Raw genomic sequence first — 19,068 nt, forward strand, 5'->3', positions numbered from 1 at the left:
ATCACAGCACAATTCAGGCTGAGAGGTCGAGGTAAATACGTGCGATTGTTAATGAAATGTCTTCTTTTATGGCAAAGGCCGCAATTGGCAGTGATTCAACGTGGCAACCTGGTGATAACAGGAATAGACTTGAAAAGGTTAACTAATTATCGACGTGAGAAGGACTTATGACGCAACTGCCACAAGCCAAAAATCGCCATGATTATCGTGCGCCTGACTACACTATTACCGACATTGATTTGACGTTTAATCTTGATGCCAGTACCACCCAGGTCACCGCCGTCAGCCAGATTAAACGGTTGGGAGCCAGTGGCGCCGAATTGCGCCTGGATGGCGAAGACCTGACGCTGATCTCGTTACATGTCGACGATCAGCCCTGGCCGCACTATCGGCAGGAAGAAGGGGCACTGGTGTTACAACAGCTGCCTGAGTCCTTCACGTTAAAAATCGTCAATGACATTCATCCGGATAAAAACACCGCGCTTGAAGGTCTGTACAAATCAGGCGAAGCACTATGTACCCAGTGTGAAGCGGAAGGTTTCCGCCATATTACCTGGTATCTCGACCGTCCCGACGTGCTGGCGCGTTTTACCACCACCATTATTGCAGAGCAGAAGCACTATCCCTTCCTGCTTTCAAATGGTAATCGCGTTGATGCCGGGCATATGGAAGATGGCCGCCACTGGGTTAAGTGGCAGGATCCATTCCCGAAACCTTGTTACCTGTTTGCCGTGGTGGCCGGTGATTTCGACGTGCTGCGCGACAGCTTCACCACCCGTTCCGGCCGTGATGTCGCGTTGGAAATCTTCGTTGATCGGGGCAACCTTGACCGTGCTGACTGGGCGATGACCTCGCTGAAAAACAGTATGAAGTGGGATGAAGAGCGTTTCGGCCTGGAGTACGATCTCGATATCTTTATGATTGTCGCCGTCGACTTCTTCAATATGGGGGCGATGGAGAATAAAGGGCTGAATGTCTTTAACTCCAAATACGTGCTGGCCAAAGCGGAAACCGCCACCGATAAAGACTATCTCGGGATTGAGGCGGTTATCGGTCATGAATACTTCCACAACTGGACCGGTAACCGCGTCACCTGCCGCGACTGGTTCCAGCTCAGTTTGAAAGAGGGACTGACGGTGTTCCGCGATCAGGAGTTCAGTTCTGACCTCGGTTCGCGTGCGGTCAACCGCATTGATAACGTGCGTGTGATGCGCGGTTCACAGTTTGCTGAAGATGCCAGCCCGATGGCGCACCCGATCCGCCCTGAGCAGGTGATCGAGATGAACAACTTCTACACCCTGACGGTGTATGAGAAGGGGTCTGAAGTGATCCGCATGTTGCACACCTTGCTTGGCGAAGAAAACTTCCAGAAAGGCATGCAGCTCTACTTCGAGCGCCATGATGGCAGTGCAGCGACCTGTGATGACTTTGTTCAGGCGATGGAGGATGCTTCCAATGTTGACCTGTCACAGTTCCGCCGCTGGTACAGCCAGTCGGGTACGCCCGTGTTGTCCATCCGTGATGACTACAATCCTGAGCTGGAACAGTACACGTTGCACGTGACACAGATGACGCCGCCAACCGCCGATCAGAAAGAGAAGCTGCCGCTGCATATCCCGCTGGATATTGAACTGTACGATGGGGAGGGGCAGGTCATTCCGTTACAGCACAATGGCCATCCGGTGCATCATGTACTCAATGTCACCGAGTCTTTCCAGACCTTCGTCTTTGATAAGGTTTACTTCCAGCCTGTGCCTTCCCTGCTGCGTGAATTCTCTGCGCCGGTGAAACTGGACTACAACTGGAGCGATGCGCAGTTAACCTTCCTGATGCAGCACGCACGCAATGATTTTGCCCGCTGGGATGCGGCACAAAGTCTGATGGCGAACTACATCAAAATTAACGTGGCCCGCCAGCAGCAGGGGCAACCGCTGTCGCTACCCTTGCACGTTGCGGATGCCTTCCGTGCGGTGTTGCTCTCTGAGTCCAGCGATCCTGCCCTGATGGCGTTGATCCTGTCGCTGCCGGGTGAGAATGAGATTGCCGAGCTGTTCGACATCATTGACCCGCAGGCAAATGCTGTTGTGCGTGAGGCGCTGGTTCGCACGCTGGCAACCGAGCTGGAAGATGAGCTGCTGGCGGTGTATTACGCCAGCCAGACCCCGGAGTATCGCATTGAACACGCGGATATCGGCAAGCGGTCGTTGAAAAATGTCTGCCTGAGTTACCTGGCCTTTGCGGATGTGCCGCAAGCCGATAAGCTGGTCAGCGCACAGTATCACCATGCTAATAACATGACGGATACCGTGGCGGCTCTGTCGGCTGCCATGGCCGCACAGCTTCCTTGCCGTACGGCGCTGTTCGCTGATTTCGATGAGCGCTGGCATCAGGATGGTCTGGTCATGGATAAGTGGTTTGCCCTGCAGGCGACCAGTCCGGCAGCGGATGTGCTGGCACAGGTACGAGTACTGTTGAGCCACCGTTCGTTTACCCTGAGTAATCCGAACCGTATCCGCTCGTTGATTGGTGCATTCGCTTCGGCGAATCCGTCCGCATTCCATGCAGCAGACGGTAGCGGTTATCAGTTCCTGACGGAGATCCTTAGCGATCTGAATACCCGTAACCCACAGGTCGCGGCACGCATGATTGAGCCGTTGATTCGTCTCAAGCGTTATGATGCAGGCCGTCAGGCGCTGATGCGCCAGGCTCTGGAGCAGTTGAAAGGGCTGGATAAGCTGTCAGGCGATCTGTTCGAGAAGATCACCAAGGCACTGAACGCCTGATAAAAGCGGTCAGTGATAAACAAAAAAATGGGCGATATCTTCGCCCATTTTTATTTTTTAGCCATGTGCATAATGGCGGTCCTGTTGGACGGGTGAACGTTTCATCACGCGGTCGAGCACTTCCGCTTCCAGTTCCGCCAGTTTGACCGAGCCTTTACGGCGTGGACGTGGCAGCTCAACCAGCAGATCCAGTCCGATATTCCCTTCTTCAATCAGCAGAACCCGGTCAGCCATTGCTACCGCTTCACTGACATCATGGGTCACCAGCAACACGGTAAAGTGATGCTGTTGCCAAAGCGATTCAATCAGATCCTGCATCTCAATACGGGTTAAGGCATCCAGCGCACCGAGTGGCTCATCCAGCAGCAGCAAGCCCGGGCGATGAATCAGGGCTCGCGCCAATGCCACGCGTTGTTTTTGCCCGCCGGACAACGCAGCAGGCCACTCTTTGGCACGATCTGCCAGACCAACGGCATCCAGCGCCGCCAGCGCCTGTTCTTTCCAGGCTTTGCCTTTCAGGCCAAGGCCAACGTTATCGATCACGCTTTTCCACGGCAGCAGGCGCGCATCCTGGAACATCAGACGAATATCTTCCCGTGCTTCATTCAGTGATGCACTGCCGGCCAGCAGCTCGCCACTGCTGGCTTTCTCCAGCCCGGCCAGCAGTCGTAACAGGGTGCTTTTACCGCAGCCACTGCGGCCCACCACGGCGACAAACTGGCCCGAGGGAATATGCAGGTTGATGTTATTCAGTACTGTGCGCTGGTTATATTGCTTGCTGACACCATTGATCACCAGCGGCGTACCGGCATTAAGACGCGCCGGAGACGTATTTAATTCGCTCATGCGTTTTCCTCTTTTAGTTGATACGCCGGATGCCAGCGCAGCCAGACACGCTCCAGCAGTTGAGCGCTGACGTCAGCCAGTTTGCCCAGCAGGGCATAAAGAATAATCGCCACCACCACCACATCGGTTTGCAAAAACTCGCGGGCATTCATGGCGAGGTAGCCGATGCCGGAGTTGGCTGAAATGGTTTCGGCAACGATCAGGGTCAGCCACATCAGGCCCAGCGCAAAACGCACGCCGACCATAATGGAGGGCAGGGCGCCAGGCAACACCACCTGGATAAACAGACTCCAGCCAGACAGACCATAACTGCGTGCCATCTCCACCAGCCCGCGATCGATATTACGGATACCATGGTAGGTATTCAGGTAAATCGGGAACAGCGTCCCCAGCGCAACCAGAAAGATTTTGGCCGATTCATCAATGCCGAACCACAGGATCACCAGCGGGATCAGCGCCAGATGGGGGACGTTGCGCAGCATCTGCACGGAGGTATCGAGCAGGCGCTCACCCAGACGTGACATTCCGGTGATTAACCCCAGTATCAGACCAATCGATCCACCGATGCTGAAACCAATCGCCGCACGCCAGCTACTGATCGCCAGATGTTGCCATAGCTCACCGCTGGCAGACAGCTTCCAGAAGGTCACCACAATGGCTTCCGGTGACGGCAAAATGCGCGTTGAAAGCCAGCCCATTTGTGAGGCTAACTGCCATACCGCCACCAGCAGGATCGGCAGCGCCCAGGGCAGCAGGCCATTGCCGATACGATTAAGGGTCTTACTCATTCTCCACCTCTAACTTTGCGATACTTTTTGTGGGGCAAAATCATGCGCAACATGTTCCCCGTGCGCCTGAACGACCTGCGGTTGCGGGATCGAAGGGACATTAAGATCCAGATGTGGGAACAGCAGTTCGCCCACGCGATACGCTTCTTCCAGGTGCGGATAGCCGGAAAGAATAAAGGTCTCAATGCCGAGATCGGCATATTCCTGCATACGGGCTGCCACCGTCGGGCCATCGCCCACTAAAGCGGTTCCGGCACCGCCACGCACCAGGCCCACACCTGCCCACAGATTCGGGCTGATCTCAAGCTGGTCACGTTTGCCACCGTGCAGGGCAGCCATTCGCTGTTGGCCAACAGAATCTGTTTTCGCCAGTGCGGCCTGCGCTTTGGCAATGGTCGCATCATCAAGATGCGAGATCAGACGGTCAGCGGCCTGCCATGCCTCTTCATTGGTTTCACGCACAATCACATGCAGACGAATACCAAAACGCACTTTACGCCCTAATGCGGCGGCTTTCGCCTGTACCTGAGCAATTTTTTCTTTGACCTGCTCAGGCGGTTCCCCCCAGGTCAGATAGACATCAACCTGTTCGGCAGCCAGATCCTGCGCGACATCAGACGACCCGCCAAACCACAGTGGCGGACGGGGCTGCTGAACCGGCTTAAACATCAGACGCGCGCCACGCACATGAACATGTTTCCCTTCGTAATCAACCGTCTCGCCTTCCAGCACGCGGCGCCATACGCGGGTAAACTCGGCAGACTCTGCATAGCGCTCACGGTGATCGAGGAACACGCCATCTCCCGCCAGCTCTTCCGCATCGCCACCGGTGACCAGATTAAACAGTGCGCGGCCGTTAGAGAGGCGGTCGAGCGTGGCTGCCTGACGGGCAGCCTGCGTGGGCGAGATCACGCCGGGGCGCAGTGCCACCAGGAAGCGCAGACGCTGGGTGACCGGGATCAGCGAGGCGGCAACCAGCCAGGCATCTTCACAGGAGCGGCCGGTCGGGATTAGCACTCCGCCAAATCCCAGGCGATCGGCAGCCTGCGCGATTTGTTGCAGGTAAGCATGATCCACCGGGCGGGCACCTTCGTTGGTACCCAAATATTTCCCATCACCGTGAGTGGGAAGAAACCAGAATACGGAGAGACTCATTATGTTATTCCTCAATCAATGGGTTGACGGGCCATGCCAGATGCGGCTGGAAATATCGACTTTCACCGGCATCAGCTTGCTGGTGTAAAACAGATCGGCAGTTTGCTGCTGAGCCTTTGCTGTCTTCTCACTGACCAGGGTAATGGCGGTTGGCGGGCGATGATCGAAATAGGTTGAGATCACCGGTTTTGGCAGACCCATCGCCGTTGAAAGCAGGTCCACGCTCTGTTCACGATGGCTGCGCGTCAGGGCATCGGCCTGGCTGAAGGTGTCCAGTACCTGTTGCAGAAACACGCCATTCTTTTCGGTGAACGGGCGAGTTGCGAGGTAGAACGAGCCGGTCAGATTTAACGTGTCGCCATTTTTCAGTACGCGCACGCCGCCCTGCTGGATGGCCGCAGAGTAATAGGGATCCCAGATTGCCCAGGCGTCAACATCTCCCTGCTGGAAAGCGGCGCGGGCATCCGCAGGCGTCAGAAACGCAGGCTGAATATCATTGAAACCCAGTCCGGCCTCTTTTAATGCACGTAACAGCAGATTGTGGGAGCTTGAGCCCTTCTGGAAGGCCACTTTATGGCCCTTCAGGTCTGCCACGGTTTTCAACGGACTGTCTTCACGCACCAGAATCACTTCAGATCGTGGTTTTGGCGGTTCGGAACCGACATACAACAGATCCGCGCCAGCGGCCTGAGCGAAAATCGGCGGGATGTCGCCGGTGCTGCCAAGGTCAATGCTGTTGACGTTTAATGCTTCCAGCATCTGTGGCCCGGCAGGGAACTCTACCCATTTAATGGTGGTATGCGGGAAGCGCTTCTCCAGCAGCTGGTGGGATTTCGCCAGCACCATACTGACCGAGCCTTTTTGGTAACCAATACGGACCTGGTCGGGGGCCGGGATGGCGTCAGCAGCAATCGCCTGGCTGGCCAGCAGCCCGGTTATCAGCAGGGTGCTAAATATGCGAGCAAACAATGTCATAGACGGTCACCTTTTCAGACGGCAGCAGCCAGAGGTTGATGGCGGCGGGCAAGTGCATGCCAGAAGGTATCGATCGACTCTGCCAGCCGCTCAGCCAGAATCGGAGAGAGTTCAGGCGTCCGGTCGTAATGGCTGATCTGCGTATCGTCAGCGAATACCCCGTGCAGCACTTCCTGCGCTTTCAGTGCATTCAGAACGGGTTTCAGTGCGTAATCGACGGCCAGCAGATGGGCTACGGTGCCGCCTGTTGCCAGCGGTAACACCACTTTATGTTCCAGCGCACGTTCTGGCAGCAGGTCAAGCAGCGTTTTCAATGCCCCGGCAAACGATGCCTTATAGACAGGGGTTGCGACGATCAACCCGTCAGCCGATTCGAGGTCTTCCTTTAAGGCCAGCAGGGCGGGGGAATCGAAGCGGGCATACAATAAATCTTCGGGATTGAAGTTATGCAGATTCCACGGGATAACCTCGACGCCGCGTTTTTCCAGCGCATGCTGGCAAATGGTCAGTAGTGCGGTGGAGCGTGAAGGAAAACGGGGGCTTCCCGCCAGAGTAATAACGCGCATAACCTCTCCTTATAACCAAAAGTTATTGATAAACGAAATTCAAGAACCGATGGCTCATCCTGACAGAGCGCGTTTGGACGCTTAAATGATTTATCCGGCATATTTTTGCCAGTTTGCACATATAGCGCGGCATAACGGCCTTGATGAAGTAAAAAAACCGTCGATTCAGGCCCGCTTTTGCGCCAGGTCATTTCCCTTTACCCCATGAAACCCGGATAATACGACCCCGATTTTCCATCGGGACCTCAGGAGTGACCATGTATTACCCTTTCGTTCGTAAGGCGCTGTTTCAGCTCGATCCTGAGCGCGCGCATGACCTGACTTTGCAGCAGTTGAAGCGTATCTCCGGCACCCCGCTGATGGGTCTTATCCGTCAGTCGCTCCCTTTTAAGCCCGTAACCTGCATGGGACTGACCTTTAAGAATCCACTGGGCCTGGCCGCTGGCCTGGATAAAAACGGCGAATGCATTGATGCATTTGGTGCGATGGGGTTTGGTTCCATTGAAATTGGTACCGTGACGCCGCGCCCTCAGCCGGGCAATGATAAGCCGCGTATGTTCCGGATTGTGGCAGCGGAAGGGATCATCAACCGCATGGGCTTCAATAATATGGGCGTTGATAACCTGGTAGAGAATGTTAAAAAAGCCCATTTTGACGGTATCCTCGGCATTAATATTGGCAAGAATAAAGATACCCCGGTAGAGCAGGGTAAAGACGATTATTTAACCTGTATGGATAAGATTTATCCGTATGCTGGCTACATCGCCATCAATATCTCTTCACCTAACACCCCAGGCTTACGATCTTTACAATACGGCGAAGCGCTGGATGATTTGCTGGCGGCGATTAAAATCCGTCAAAACGATCTTCAACAGATCCATCATAAATATGTTCCTGTGGCGGTTAAGATCGCACCGGATCTTTCTGAAGAAGAATTGATCCAGGTGGCCGACAGTTTAGTGCGTCACAATATTGATGGCGTGATTGCGACCAATACCACCCTCGATCGTGAGCTGGTAAAAGGATTAAAGCACGCGGAAGAAGCGGGTGGGCTAAGTGGTCGTCCGGTACAGCTGCGCAGTACCGAAATCGTTCGCCGTCTGGCGCTGGAATTACAGGGGCGCATCCCAATTATTGGCGTTGGTGGGATTGATTCACTGGTTTCGGCGCGTGAAAAAATGACGGCGGGTGCTTCGCTGGTGCAAATATATTCTGGATTTATTTACAAAGGTCCGCCTTTGATAAAAGAAATTGTGACTCATCTCTAGGTTAATTTAGCGTTAAATATGCCAGGGGCTTTATTTTCGCTGCTGTCTCGTTTATATTTTGTGCTGTTCAGACAATATTCAAATTTTACAGAGCGAGCTGAGAGCGTTAACGAAGCCTCTGGTTTCCGGAAAGGGAATATGCTTTTCCGGCTACTTGTAACTAAGTATTAATACAGGAACCATCATGAGGATAAAACCAGACGATAACTGGCGTTGGTTTTTCGACGAAGAACATGACCGGATGATGCTCGACCTGGCGGACGGTATGTTATTTCGTTCCCGCTTTCCGCGCAAAATGTTAACGCCTGATGCTTTTGATGTTTCCGGTTTCTGTGTTGATGATGCTGCACTGTTTTTCACCTTTGACGAACGCTGCCGTGATACGCAATTGAATGCCGATCAGCGAGCTGAGCTGGTGCTGAATGCGCTGGTGGCTACGCGTTTCCTGAAACCATTGATGCCTAAAAGCTGGCATTTTGACAGCTATATTCAGGGAAACTGGCGTCCGGCTGACGGTGAACTGGTCAACGTCAAGGTCTCTGACAGCGGTGAATCGGCAAGTCTGCTGGTGGTAGAGTCTGGTGACAGCGCCGCACTGTGCCTGCTGGCGCAGGCGCAGTTAACTGTGGCTGGTCGTGGAATGGTATTGGGTGATGCAATTAAAATTATGCATGATCGCTTGCTTCCTCACGCCAGTGCAGATGGTATTCGCTTCGCACGCGCGGTGTAAGTCACCGCGCTTGCTATTAGCGCAGCACCACATCGCCCGCCGGAATACAGCTACAGCTTAATACGCTGCCGTCCTGACGTATCGCCCCTTTTTTCATCGCTTTCACTTCCCCACTGACCAGTGTGACTTTGCAACTTCCGCAGATACCTGAGCGGCAGGAATAAGGCACTTTAATGCCCTGAAGCTCCAGCTGTTCCAGCAATACCTGTTGATTGTTACCAGTAAAATGCTGGCCCTGCCAGTGGATGGTCACATCGCGGGCTGCAACGGTGGCAACCTCCAGCGTTTCTGTTACGCGTCCTGCACCGTAAGCGCGTGGCGTATGGCTGGTTAACACCTCAATTTTATCGCCCACGCGAACGACGCCGCTGCTGCGAGCCACCAGGTTAAGGCCAAAATCAATATCACCGCTTCCATCCAGCGCACTGCGAAACCCCTGTAAGGTATTCAGTGGCTCGCCGCCGGGATGTTTACGACCATATTGTGTGCTGACGGTGGTTAATACACAGCGGCTACAGGGTTTCGGCACATCGAAGATAATTTCCCCGATACGTAATGACGACCAGCTATCTTCCGCCCATGCACCCGCACCGCTAACCACCAGGTTGGGGCGAAACTGTTCCATTCTCACCCCCGCCGGACAACGTTGTTGCAGATCGTGCAAAGAGGCCTCATTGACCAGCAGAAACGGGTAACCGTCAGCAAATCCCAATGGGACCTCGTCAAAGCGTTTTACCCGGCGGGTCATCTCCGGGCCGACCCAGCGTAACTGCACCTGGCGCGGGAAAAAATCACTCAGCCATTGATTAATCGTGTCGGGAGCGATTAACGCGGTGAACTGGCTACCCCAGACTTCGGTTGGCGCGGGAGTCTTGAGGAAATCCTCAAAGCGCACGGTCGCACTGCTGCCATCCGGCGCACTCAGGTGCAGTCCGTCGACGATCAGCGCCGGGGTAAACAGCACCATTTCAGGATATTGCCGCGCGGTAATAAAGGTGCCATCGGGTTCGGTCAGCATAAAGATACGGTCGAAGGCCAGACCGCTGTTCAGCGCCTGCGCATGGGAAACCTGCATCCCTCGCATTGATTTAACCGGATGAACAAATAAACGAGACAGACTGATCATGGCGATTCTCCATTGCGCCCACCGCGGACCCTGTTATTTACAGGGTTTTTGCAGTAATAAACGCTAACTTTATGACATGACGTCATGATTAGCTATAATGCGCAGCAATTTCTGATGACGATAAGTGACGCTATGAATTCTCTGTTTGCCAGTACGGCGCGTGGGCTCGAAGAGCTGTTAAAAAGTGAACTGGAAGCGCTGGGGGCCGAAGGCTGCCAGGTGGTCCAGGGCGGCGTACATTTCCAGGGCGATGATCGTCTGATGTATCAGAGTCTGATGTGGAGCCGACTGGCTTCACGTATCCTCCTGCCGCTAACCGAATGCGGCGTTTACAGCGACCTCGATCTTTATCTCGGGGTGCAGGCGATTGACTGGCCAGCCATGTTTGGCAGCGACCAAACCTTCGTGGTGCATTTCAGCGGGTTGAATGAGGTGATCCGTAATAGCCAGTACGGCGCGTTGAAAGTGAAAGACGCTATCGTTGATAGCTTTACCCGTAAAAACCTGCCGCGCCCGAATGTTGACCGCGAGCAGGCGGATATTCGCGTTAACGTCTGGTTGAATAAAGATACGGCCAGTATTGCCCTGGATCTGAGCGGGGACGGCCTGCATCAGCGCGGCTATCGCCAACAGACGGGTCAGGCTCCGTTGAAAGAGAACCTGGCAGCGGCCATCGTGCAGCGATCCGGTTGGCAGGTGGGATCGCCGCTGGTGGATCCGATGTGTGGTTCCGGGACCTTGCTGATTGAAGCCGCAATGATCGCCAGCGATCGTGCGCCAGGACTGCAACGTAAACACTGGGGCTTTACGGGCTGGAGCCAGTTTAATCAGTCCCTGTGGAGCGATGTGACGCGCGAAGCACACGAACGCGCCCGTAAAGGGTTAGAGGAAACCACGTCGCGCTTCTACGGCTATGATAATGACTCCCGGGTGATCGAACGTGCCCGCGCCAACGCCCGTAACGCCGGGCTGACTGACCTCATTGAGTTCACGACCCAGGACGTGCTGAAGTTGACCAACCCGCTGGCGCAGGGAGTGACCGGGACGGTGCTGAGTAACCCACCGTACGGCGAGCGTCTGGACAGTGAACCTGCGTTGATTGCGCTGCACGGCCAGCTGGGCCGTATTATGAAAACGCATTTTGGTGGCTGGAACCTGTCTCTGTTCAGTGCTTCACCAGAGCTGCTGAGCTGCCTGCAATTGCGAGCCGACCGCCAGTTTAAAGCGAAGAACGGCCCGCTGGATTGCGTGCAGAAAAACTACCAGTTGGCGGAAAATCCGACCGGTGCCGCTGCGGGCCAGTTGGCAGAAGACTACGCCAACCGTCTGCGCAAAAATACCAAGAAACTGGATAAATGGGCGCGTCAGGAAGGGATTGAATGCTACCGCGTCTACGATGCCGATCTGCCCGATTACAATGTGGCGGTCGACCGCTACGGTGACTGGGTTGTGGTGCAGGAATATGCGGCGCCGAAAACCATCGAGCCAGCCAAAGCGCGTCAGCGCCTGTTTGATGTCATTGCCGCAACCCTCAGCGTGCTCGAGCTGCCGGCTAACCGACTGGTGCTGAAAACCCGTGAAAAACAGAAAGGAAAAAATCAGTATCAGAAACTGGGCGAGAAGGGCGATTTCTTTGAAGTCGGTGAGTTTAACGCCAAATTATGGGTTAATCTGACGGACTATCTCGACACTGGCCTGTTCCTCGACCACCGTGTTGCCCGCAAAATGCTGGGGAAGATGAGTAAAGGGAAAGACTTCCTGAACCTGTTTGCTTACACCGGCAGCGCCAGCGTTCATGCTGGTCTGGGAGGCGCGCGCAGCACGACTACGATCGATATGTCGCGTACCTATCTCGAATGGGCCGAGCGCAATATGCGTCTCAACGGTTTGTCCGGGCGTCAGCACCGTCTGATGCAGGCAGACTGCCTGAGCTGGCTGCGTGATGCGGATGAACAGTTTGATCTGATCTTTATCGATCCGCCGACGTTCTCTAACTCCAAGCGTATGGAAGAGAGCTTTGACGTGCAGCGCGATCATCTTGATCTGATGAAAGATCTGAAGCGTCTGCTGCGTAAAGGGGGCACCGTAATGTTCTCCAACAATAAACGCGGCTTCAAAATGGATTCTGCCGGCCTGGAAGCTCTTGGCCTGGCTGCTACTGAAATCACTGCGAAAACACAGTCGCAGGATTTTGCCCGTAATCGTCAAATTCACAACTGCTGGCTGATCACTCACGCCGGTAAGGAATAAGTTTTTATGTCACTAATCAGTATTCATGGCGCTTACCTCTCATTCAGCGATGCGCCGCTGTTGGATAACACTGAACTGCACATCGAAGAAAACGAGCGTGTTTGTCTGGTTGGCCGTAACGGGGCGGGTAAATCCACCCTGATGAAGATCATCAACCGCGAACAACCGCTGGATGATGGGCGCATTATTTATGAGCAGGACCTGGTGGTGGCACGCCTCCAGCAGGATCCGCCACGTAATGTGCAGGGCTCGGTGTATGATTTTGTCGCGGAAGGTGTGGAAGAGCAGGCGGAACACCTGAAAGCCTATCACGCGATCTCGCATAAAGTGATGGACGATCCGAGCGACAGAAACCTGAATGAGATGGCGCGCTTACAGGGCATTCTTGACCACCAGAATCTGTGGCAGCTGGAAAGCCGTATTCACGATGTGCTGCAACAAATCGGTCTGGATGGGGACGCCGAGCTGTCCTCATTATCCGGTGGATGGTTGCGTAAAGCTGCGCTTGGGCGCGCGCTGGTCAGCAATCCGAAAGTGCTGATGCTGGATGAACCCACTAACCACCTCGATATTGAAACTATCGACTGGCTGGAAACGTTCCTGAAAACATTCCAGGGCAGCATCATCTTCATTTCGCATGACCGTTCGTTTATTCGCAACATGGCGACGCGCATTGTTGATCTGGACCGTGGCAAGCTGGTTTCCTGGCCGGGCGATTACGATCTGTATCTGACCAGCAAGGAAGAAGCGCTGCGTGTTGAAGAAATGCAGAACGCCGAATTCGACCGCAAACTGGCGCAGGAAGAAGTGTGGATCCGTCAGGGCATCAAAGCGCGCCGTACGCGTAACGAAGGGCGTGTTCGTGCGCTTAAAGCGTTACGCCGTGAGCGTTCCGATCGCCGTGAAGTGATGGGTAAAGCCAATATGCAGGTCGAAGAGGCTTCTCGCTCCGGCAAGATTGTCTTCGAGCTGGAAAACGTCAGCTATGCGGTGGGTGGTAAACAACTGGTGCGTGATTTCTCCCGCCAGGTACAACGCGGTGATAAAATTGCCCTGATCGGCTCTAACGGCTGTGGCAAAACGACCATGCTGAAGTTGATGCTCGATGAGCTCAAGGCTGATAGCGGCCGCGTGCATATTGGCACCAAGCTTGAAGTCGCCTACTTTGACCAGCACCGCGCGGACCTGGACCCGGATCGCACGGTCATGGACAACCTGGCAGAGGGTAAACAGGAAGTGATGGTAAATGGTAAGCCACGCCACGTGCTGGGCTACCTGCAGGAGTTCCTGTTCCACCCTAAACGCGCGATGACGCCGGTGCGTGCTTTGTCTGGTGGTGAGCGTAACCGCCTGTTGCTGGCACGTCTGTTCCTTAAGCCAAGCAACCTGCTGATCCTCGATGAACCGACCAACGACCTCGATGTGGAAACGCTTGAGCTGCTGGAAGAGTTGGTTGATGGTTATCAGGGCACCGTTCTGCTGGTGAGCCACGATCGTCAGTTTGTTGATAACACCGTGACCGAATGCTGGATCTTTGAAGGCAATGGTGAAATCGGTGCGTTTGTTGGCGGCTACCACGATGCGCAGCTGCAGCGTAGTGCCTATAAACAAAACCGCGCCAGCGCAAAATCCACCAGTGCGCAGCCGCGTCAGGAAAACGCAAAAACTGACGCCGCAAAAAAACCTGCGGCTAAGTTAAGCTACAATTTGCAGCGTGAACTCGAACAACTGCCGAAGAAAATGGAAGAGCTGGAAGCCCGTCTTGAAACGTATCAGACGCAGGTTGCCGATGCTAACTTCTTCAACCAGCCCCATGATGTGACCCAGCCTGTACTGGATTCGCTCGCCCAGGCTGAACAGGAGCTGGAAGTCGCTTTCGAACGTTGGGAATACCTGGAGTCGTTAAGCAACGGCGCCTGATACTGCTGTTCTGAAATTATCGAGGGTCAGGTATGTGTTCGTCGCACCACGCGCATCAATGGATGCTTTGCCCACAGTGTGACCTGATGACACAGTTGCCAGATATCCGGCCGGGCAGCAAGGCAAGCTGCCCACGTTGTCATACCACACTTCAGTCTAACTGGGTTGAGCCGCGAAAGCGGCCAACGGCCTATGCGCTGGCAGCACTGTTTATGCTGCTGCTGGCTAACTTATTCCCTTTCATCAATATGCATGTTGCCGGACTCAGCAGTGAAATCACCCTGACCAAAATACCTCAGGTGATGATTTCCGATGACTACAGTAGCCTTGCGACGCTGTTTTTGCTGTTTGTTCAGGGGGTTCCGGCCTTCTGTATGCTGGTGATCCTGCTCTTAGTGAATGATATTACGTTGCCACAGGGGCTGAAACGCACTCTGGCACGCGTGCTGTTTCAGCTGAAAACCTGGGGCATGGCGGAGATCTTTCTCGCCGGTGTGTTGGTGAGCTTTGTAAAGCTTATGGCTTATGGTGATATCGGCATTGGCACCAGTTTTATCCCCTGGTGCCTGTTCTGCCTGTTACAGCTCAGAGCGTTTCAGTGTATTGATCGCCGTACATTATGGCTGCGGGTCGCCCCATTGCCTGTGCTTCCCTTCACGCCATTACCCGCCGTGAGTGGCTTGCGTCAGGGGCTGCGTTCCTGCAGTTGTTGTACTGCGGTACTCGCCAGCGATACGTTGGAGTGTCCGCGCTGTGGGGTTCATGGGCATGTCAGACGAAAGCACAGCCTGCAATGGACACTCGCTTTATTGATGACATCAATCTTGCTCTATATCCCGGCCAATCTGATGCCGATCATGATTACCGAGGCGCTGGGCAATAAAATCACCTCAACCATTATGGCTGGCGTGATCCTGCTGTGGAGTGATGGATCCTACCCGGTGGCGCTGGTGATTTTTATCGCCAGTATCATGGTCCCAACGCTGAAAATGATGGCCATCGGCTGGTTGTGCTGGCATGCCAACGAGCGCGACAGCAACCGGGACGACAGTGATAAAATGCATAAAATATATGAGGTTGTTGAGTTCGTCGGGCGCTGGTCAATGATTGACGTATTCGTGATTGCCGTGTTATCGGCACTGGTGCGAATGGGGCAGTTGATGAGTATTTATCCAGCCAGTGGTGCGGTGCTGTTTGCCCTGGTGGTGATCCTGACGATGTTTGCCGCCATGACGTTTGATCCCCGTCTCACCTGGGACCGGATACAAGAAAAGAAGACTGAGGAGCCTGCAAGTGACGGACAATAACCACGGCGTAGCCACGGTAGATAAGATAAAGCGCTGGTCGCCGGTGTGGATCATCCCCATCGTCACCGTCTTGATAGGCGCATGGATTTTGTTTTATCACTTCAGCCATCAGGGCCCGGTAGTCACGTTAATGACCACCAACGCTGAAGGTATTGAAGGGGGGAAAACCCTGATTAAAAGCCGCAGCGTTAACGTCGGGGTGGTCGAAAGTGCCGTGCTAACCGATGATCTGCACCATGTGGAAATCAAGGCACGGCTTAATTCCGGCATGGAAAAACTGCTGCGTGAAGACAGCGCTTTTTGGGTGGTGAAACCCGCTATTGGTCGTGAAGGGATCACCGGGCTGGGAACGCTGCTGTCGGGTGCCTACATTGAACTTCAGCCCGGGGCAAAAGGTGAAAAAGCGGCGCAGTATGAACTGCTGGATTCACCCCCACTGGCGCCGCTGGATGCTAAAGGTATCCGCATTACCCTCGACAGTGAAAAAGCAGGCCAGCTTAATGCGGGTGACCCGGTGCTGTTCCGTGGTTATCGCGTGGGGTCTGTTGAAACCAGCGCCTTTGATGCGGACAAGCGCATGATGACCTATCAGTTGTTTATTTCCGCACCTTATGACCGCCTGGTGACCAGCAACGTTCGCTTCTGGAAAGACAGTGGAATAGCGGTGGATATGTCGGCTTCAGGAATGCGTGTGGAGATGGGATCGCTGACGACTCTGTTCAGCGGTGGTGTCAGCTTTGATGTACCAGAAGGCTGGGAGCGCGGCGAGCGGGTTGAAAACAAAGCGGAATACCGGCTGTTCAACGACCAGCGCAGCATTCAGGATTCACTCTATACCGAACACAAAGACTTCCTGCTGTTCTTTAACGACTCTATTCGTGGTCTGCAAAAAGGCGCGCCAGTCGAGTTCCGCGGTATCCGTCTGGGGACGGTCGCGGAGGTACCATTTACCATGCCAGGCCTTGCTCAGCGTCTGAATAATGATTACCGCATTCCAGTTCTGATCCGTATTGAACCGGACCGCTTCGAGAATCGCTTAGGTAATGATTTCAATATTGAGCAGCATCTGAAAGACGGTATCAAAAGTGGGCTACGAGCTTCACTGAAGTCTGCCAATCTGTTGACGGGCGCATTGTATGTCGATCTCGATTTCTACAACAACGCGAAACCTGTTAGCGGTCCGACGACGTTTGCTGACTATGAGCTGATCCCAACGGTCAGCGGTGGCCTGGCGCAAATTCAGCAGAAGCTGATGGAATCTCTGGATAAGATTAACAGTCTGCCGCTGAATCCGTTGCTGAACGAAGCTACCGGCACGTTGAAAGAGAGCCAGCGTACGTTGCGTGAAATGCAGAAAACGCTCGACAGTCTTAATCAGATCACTTCCAGCCAGTCGATGAAAGAGCTACCGGCGGATATGCAAAGCACGCTGCGTGAACTGAATCGCAGCATGAAGGGCTTCCAGCCAGGCTCACCGGCTTACAATAAGATGGTGGGAGATATGCAGCGTCTCGATCAGGTCCTGCGTGAATTGCAGCCTGTATTAAAAACGCTCAACACCAAGAGTAATGCGTTGGTATTCGAAGCCAAACCCGGTCAGGACCCACAGCCGAAGAGGGCGAAATAATGATGAAATGGATCCCCGTAGCTTTTGTGCTGGCACTGAGTGCTTGCAGCACCCCCAAAACGGCTTACTACCAATTGCCAACGGCGGGCAGCACGGCTGTTGTGGCCAGTCGGAACGTGGCGACGCCAGTATGGATAGAACGCGTATCGGTGCCGGATTACCTTGCCGGGAATGGTGTGGTCTACCAGAGCAATGATGTCCAGTTCGTGATAGCGGCGAATAACCAGTGGGCCAGCCCGCTGGATCAACAGTTGCAGCAAACGCTGGTGACCAATCTCAGCACGGCGTTGCCGGGAGCGCTGGTCTCGTCTTCTCCACTGGGACAGCAACACGATACGCTCAATGTCACCGTAACGGGTTTCCATGGTCGCTATGATGGACAGGCGGTGATCAGTGGTGAATGGATACTTGAACACAATGGGAAACTGCAAAAGCAGCCGTTTACGCTGGTACTACCGCAAAGCGAAGATGGTTACGATGGGTTAGTAAGAACCCTGGCTAAAGGATGGCAGCAGATTGCGGGGCAGGTCGCTAATGCGATAATTCGCGAACAATAAGAAAAAATTAACTAACGTACTAAGCCTTTGATTGTTGCAGAACCTGATTTCTGTGGCATCAAAGGCTTTTTTATTGCCATTCAGTCAGATAGCAGTGTTTTTTCAGCGAGCAGTGGCGAGAAATCATCATGGGTTTGATACACATTCATGACATTGGCGTGAAATTTGCGCGTTGATCTTTACTGAAAGTCGCGGTAGAACTTATGAGTGGTTGCGCGAAACGTAACCACTGTATCTTTCCACCAGATTCCACCAGACTAAATGAGGGAAACGCGGCATGAAGAGACAGAAACGAGATCGCTTGGATCGGGCACAATCACGGGGTTATCACGCAGGCATTACAGGACGCTCAAAAGAGATGTGTCCGTATCAAATGCTGGATGCTCGATCTCACTGGTTGGGAGGTTGGCGACAAGCCATGGAGGACAGGTCGGTTACCGCGTAACACCTGTCAGAGAAAGGGAAAAACCTCCGCTTATGCGGAGGTTTTCATTTTTATCCTTCATACTTCAAGTTGTCTCTGCCTTGGCTGCTTTCAGTCACCCGAATCACTGACTTCACTCAGCTCATCGGGATTCCTTCTTTTGCCGCCTTAATACAACTCGAATTATTTTGGATATCAGAAAGCAGTGAGAGACTTAGAACGCGGTGGTGTCTTTGAACAGGCCCACTTTCAGGTCAGTAGCGGTGTAAATCACGTTACCATCGACCAGTACTTCGCCATCTGCCACGCCCATCACCAGTTTACGGTTGATAACGCGTTTGAAATGAATACGGTAAGACACTTTCTTCGCGGTTGGCAGAACCTGGCCGGTAAATTTCACTTCACCCACGCCCAACGCACGACCTTTACCTTCAGCGCCTAACCAGCCGAGGTAGAAACCAACCAACTGCCACATAGCATCAAGGCCGAGGCAGCCTGGCATGACCGGGTCACCGATAAAATGGCAGCCGAAGAACCACAGGTCAGGATTGATATCCAGTTCAGCTTCAACGAAGCCTTTACCGTAGTTACCGCCGTCTTCGGTCATTTTAACCACGCGGTCCATCATCAACATATTGCCAGCTGGCAATGGCGGGCCTTCCGCGCCAAACAGTTCACCGCGACCAGAGGCAATCAGGTCTTCTTTTGTATAGGATTCGCGTTTATCTACCATGTTTTCAATAAGC

The 19,068-nt window shown here is 53.8% G+C and carries 16 protein-coding genes; 9 read left to right on the plus strand and 7 right to left on the minus strand.

Annotated elements, in window-relative coordinates:
• Positions 1–167: 167 nt before the first annotated feature.
• Positions 168–2,783: an aminopeptidase N gene (gene pepN / locus HHI26_RS16485; RefSeq protein ID WP_167864853.1), complete on the plus strand. Its 2,616-nt coding sequence runs from the start codon at positions 168–170 to the stop codon at positions 2,781–2,783.
• Positions 2,784–2,840: 57 nt separating this feature from the next.
• Here pepN and ssuB read toward each other — a convergent pair whose 3' ends face one another.
• From ssuB to ssuE, 5 genes are read right to left on the minus strand one after another with little or no spacing between them, the layout of a single operon-like run.
• Positions 2,841–3,629, minus strand: a complete 789-nt coding sequence (ssuB, locus tag HHI26_RS16490; protein ID WP_133841016.1) for an aliphatic sulfonates ABC transporter ATP-binding protein — start codon at positions 3,627–3,629, stop codon at positions 2,841–2,843.
• Positions 3,626–4,417: an aliphatic sulfonate ABC transporter permease SsuC gene (gene ssuC / locus HHI26_RS16495; protein WP_133841015.1), complete on the minus strand. Its 792-nt coding sequence runs from the start codon at positions 4,415–4,417 to the stop codon at positions 3,626–3,628. Before ssuC ends, ssuB begins: the two co-directional genes overlap by 4 nt.
• A gap of 9 nt (positions 4,418–4,426) precedes the next feature.
• Positions 4,427–5,572 carry an FMNH2-dependent alkanesulfonate monooxygenase gene (ssuD, locus tag HHI26_RS16500; RefSeq protein ID WP_133841014.1) on the minus strand — a complete coding sequence of 382 codons (1,146 nt, stop codon included), beginning with the start codon at positions 5,570–5,572 and terminating at the stop codon, positions 4,427–4,429.
• A gap of 15 nt (positions 5,573–5,587) precedes the next feature.
• The gene (locus HHI26_RS16505) at positions 5,588–6,547 is read right to left on the minus strand and encodes a sulfonate ABC transporter substrate-binding protein (RefSeq protein ID WP_159337124.1); all 960 of its coding nucleotides are present in this window, start codon (positions 6,545–6,547) and stop codon (positions 5,588–5,590) included.
• A gap of 14 nt (positions 6,548–6,561) precedes the next feature.
• The gene (gene ssuE / locus HHI26_RS16510) at positions 6,562–7,113 is read right to left on the minus strand and encodes an NADPH-dependent FMN reductase (protein ID WP_133841012.1); all 552 of its coding nucleotides are present in this window, start codon (positions 7,111–7,113) and stop codon (positions 6,562–6,564) included.
• A 257-nt stretch (positions 7,114–7,370) separates the two neighbouring features.
• Between ssuE and pyrD the strand changes: the two genes are divergently transcribed.
• Both pyrD and HHI26_RS16520 read left to right on the plus strand, forming a co-directional pair.
• On the plus strand, positions 7,371–8,381 hold the full coding sequence (pyrD, locus tag HHI26_RS16515; protein WP_133841011.1) for a quinone-dependent dihydroorotate dehydrogenase: 1,011 nt from the start codon (positions 7,371–7,373) through the stop codon (positions 8,379–8,381).
• A gap of 184 nt (positions 8,382–8,565) precedes the next feature.
• The gene (locus tag HHI26_RS16520) at positions 8,566–9,111 is read left to right on the plus strand and encodes a cell division protein ZapC (RefSeq protein ID WP_133841010.1); all 546 of its coding nucleotides are present in this window, start codon (positions 8,566–8,568) and stop codon (positions 9,109–9,111) included.
• A gap of 16 nt (positions 9,112–9,127) precedes the next feature.
• On the opposite strand, the gene HHI26_RS16525 is transcribed toward HHI26_RS16520, so the two are convergent.
• Complete coding sequence (locus tag HHI26_RS16525; RefSeq protein ID WP_133841009.1) at positions 9,128–10,237, minus strand: YcbX family protein; 1,110 nt, start codon at positions 10,235–10,237, stop codon at positions 9,128–9,130.
• Positions 10,238–10,369: 132 nt separating this feature from the next.
• Between HHI26_RS16525 and rlmKL the strand changes: the two genes are divergently transcribed.
• From rlmKL to rmf, 6 genes are all read left to right on the plus strand, one after another.
• Complete coding sequence (gene rlmKL, locus HHI26_RS16530) at positions 10,370–12,487, plus strand: bifunctional 23S rRNA (guanine(2069)-N(7))-methyltransferase RlmK/23S rRNA (guanine(2445)-N(2))-methyltransferase RlmL (protein WP_171149380.1); 2,118 nt, start codon at positions 10,370–10,372, stop codon at positions 12,485–12,487.
• Positions 12,488–12,493: 6 nt separating this feature from the next.
• Positions 12,494–14,407: an ABC transporter ATP-binding protein gene (locus HHI26_RS16535; protein ID WP_133841007.1), complete on the plus strand. Its 1,914-nt coding sequence runs from the start codon at positions 12,494–12,496 to the stop codon at positions 14,405–14,407.
• 32 nt (positions 14,408–14,439) lie between these two features.
• Positions 14,440–15,714 (plus strand): membrane integrity-associated transporter subunit PqiA, encoded by a 1,275-nt coding sequence (gene pqiA / locus HHI26_RS16540; protein ID WP_133841006.1) that lies wholly within the window; start codon positions 14,440–14,442, stop codon positions 15,712–15,714.
• Positions 15,701–17,341, plus strand: coding sequence for an intermembrane transport protein PqiB (gene pqiB / locus HHI26_RS16545; protein WP_133841005.1), 1,641 nt, complete (start codon positions 15,701–15,703; stop codon positions 17,339–17,341). Before pqiA ends, pqiB begins: the two co-directional genes overlap by 14 nt.
• Complete coding sequence (gene pqiC / locus HHI26_RS16550) at positions 17,341–17,898, plus strand: membrane integrity-associated transporter subunit PqiC (protein ID WP_133841004.1); 558 nt, start codon at positions 17,341–17,343, stop codon at positions 17,896–17,898. The genes pqiB and pqiC overlap by 1 nt, the downstream gene beginning before the upstream one ends.
• A 277-nt stretch (positions 17,899–18,175) precedes the next feature.
• Positions 18,176–18,343 (plus strand): ribosome modulation factor, encoded by a 168-nt coding sequence (gene rmf / locus HHI26_RS16555; RefSeq protein WP_072277417.1) that lies wholly within the window; start codon positions 18,176–18,178, stop codon positions 18,341–18,343.
• Between the two features lie 193 nt (positions 18,344–18,536).
• Here the strand turns inward: rmf and fabA are convergent, their stop codons facing one another.
• Positions 18,537–19,055, minus strand: coding sequence for a bifunctional 3-hydroxydecanoyl-ACP dehydratase/trans-2-decenoyl-ACP isomerase (gene fabA / locus HHI26_RS16560; RefSeq protein ID WP_133841003.1), 519 nt, complete (start codon positions 19,053–19,055; stop codon positions 18,537–18,539).
• Positions 19,056–19,068 lie beyond the last annotated feature (13 nt).

This window comes from Erwinia sp. JH02 (genome assembly GCF_013074405.1).
GTDB lineage: Bacteria > Pseudomonadota > Gammaproteobacteria > Enterobacterales > Enterobacteriaceae > Erwinia > Erwinia rhapontici.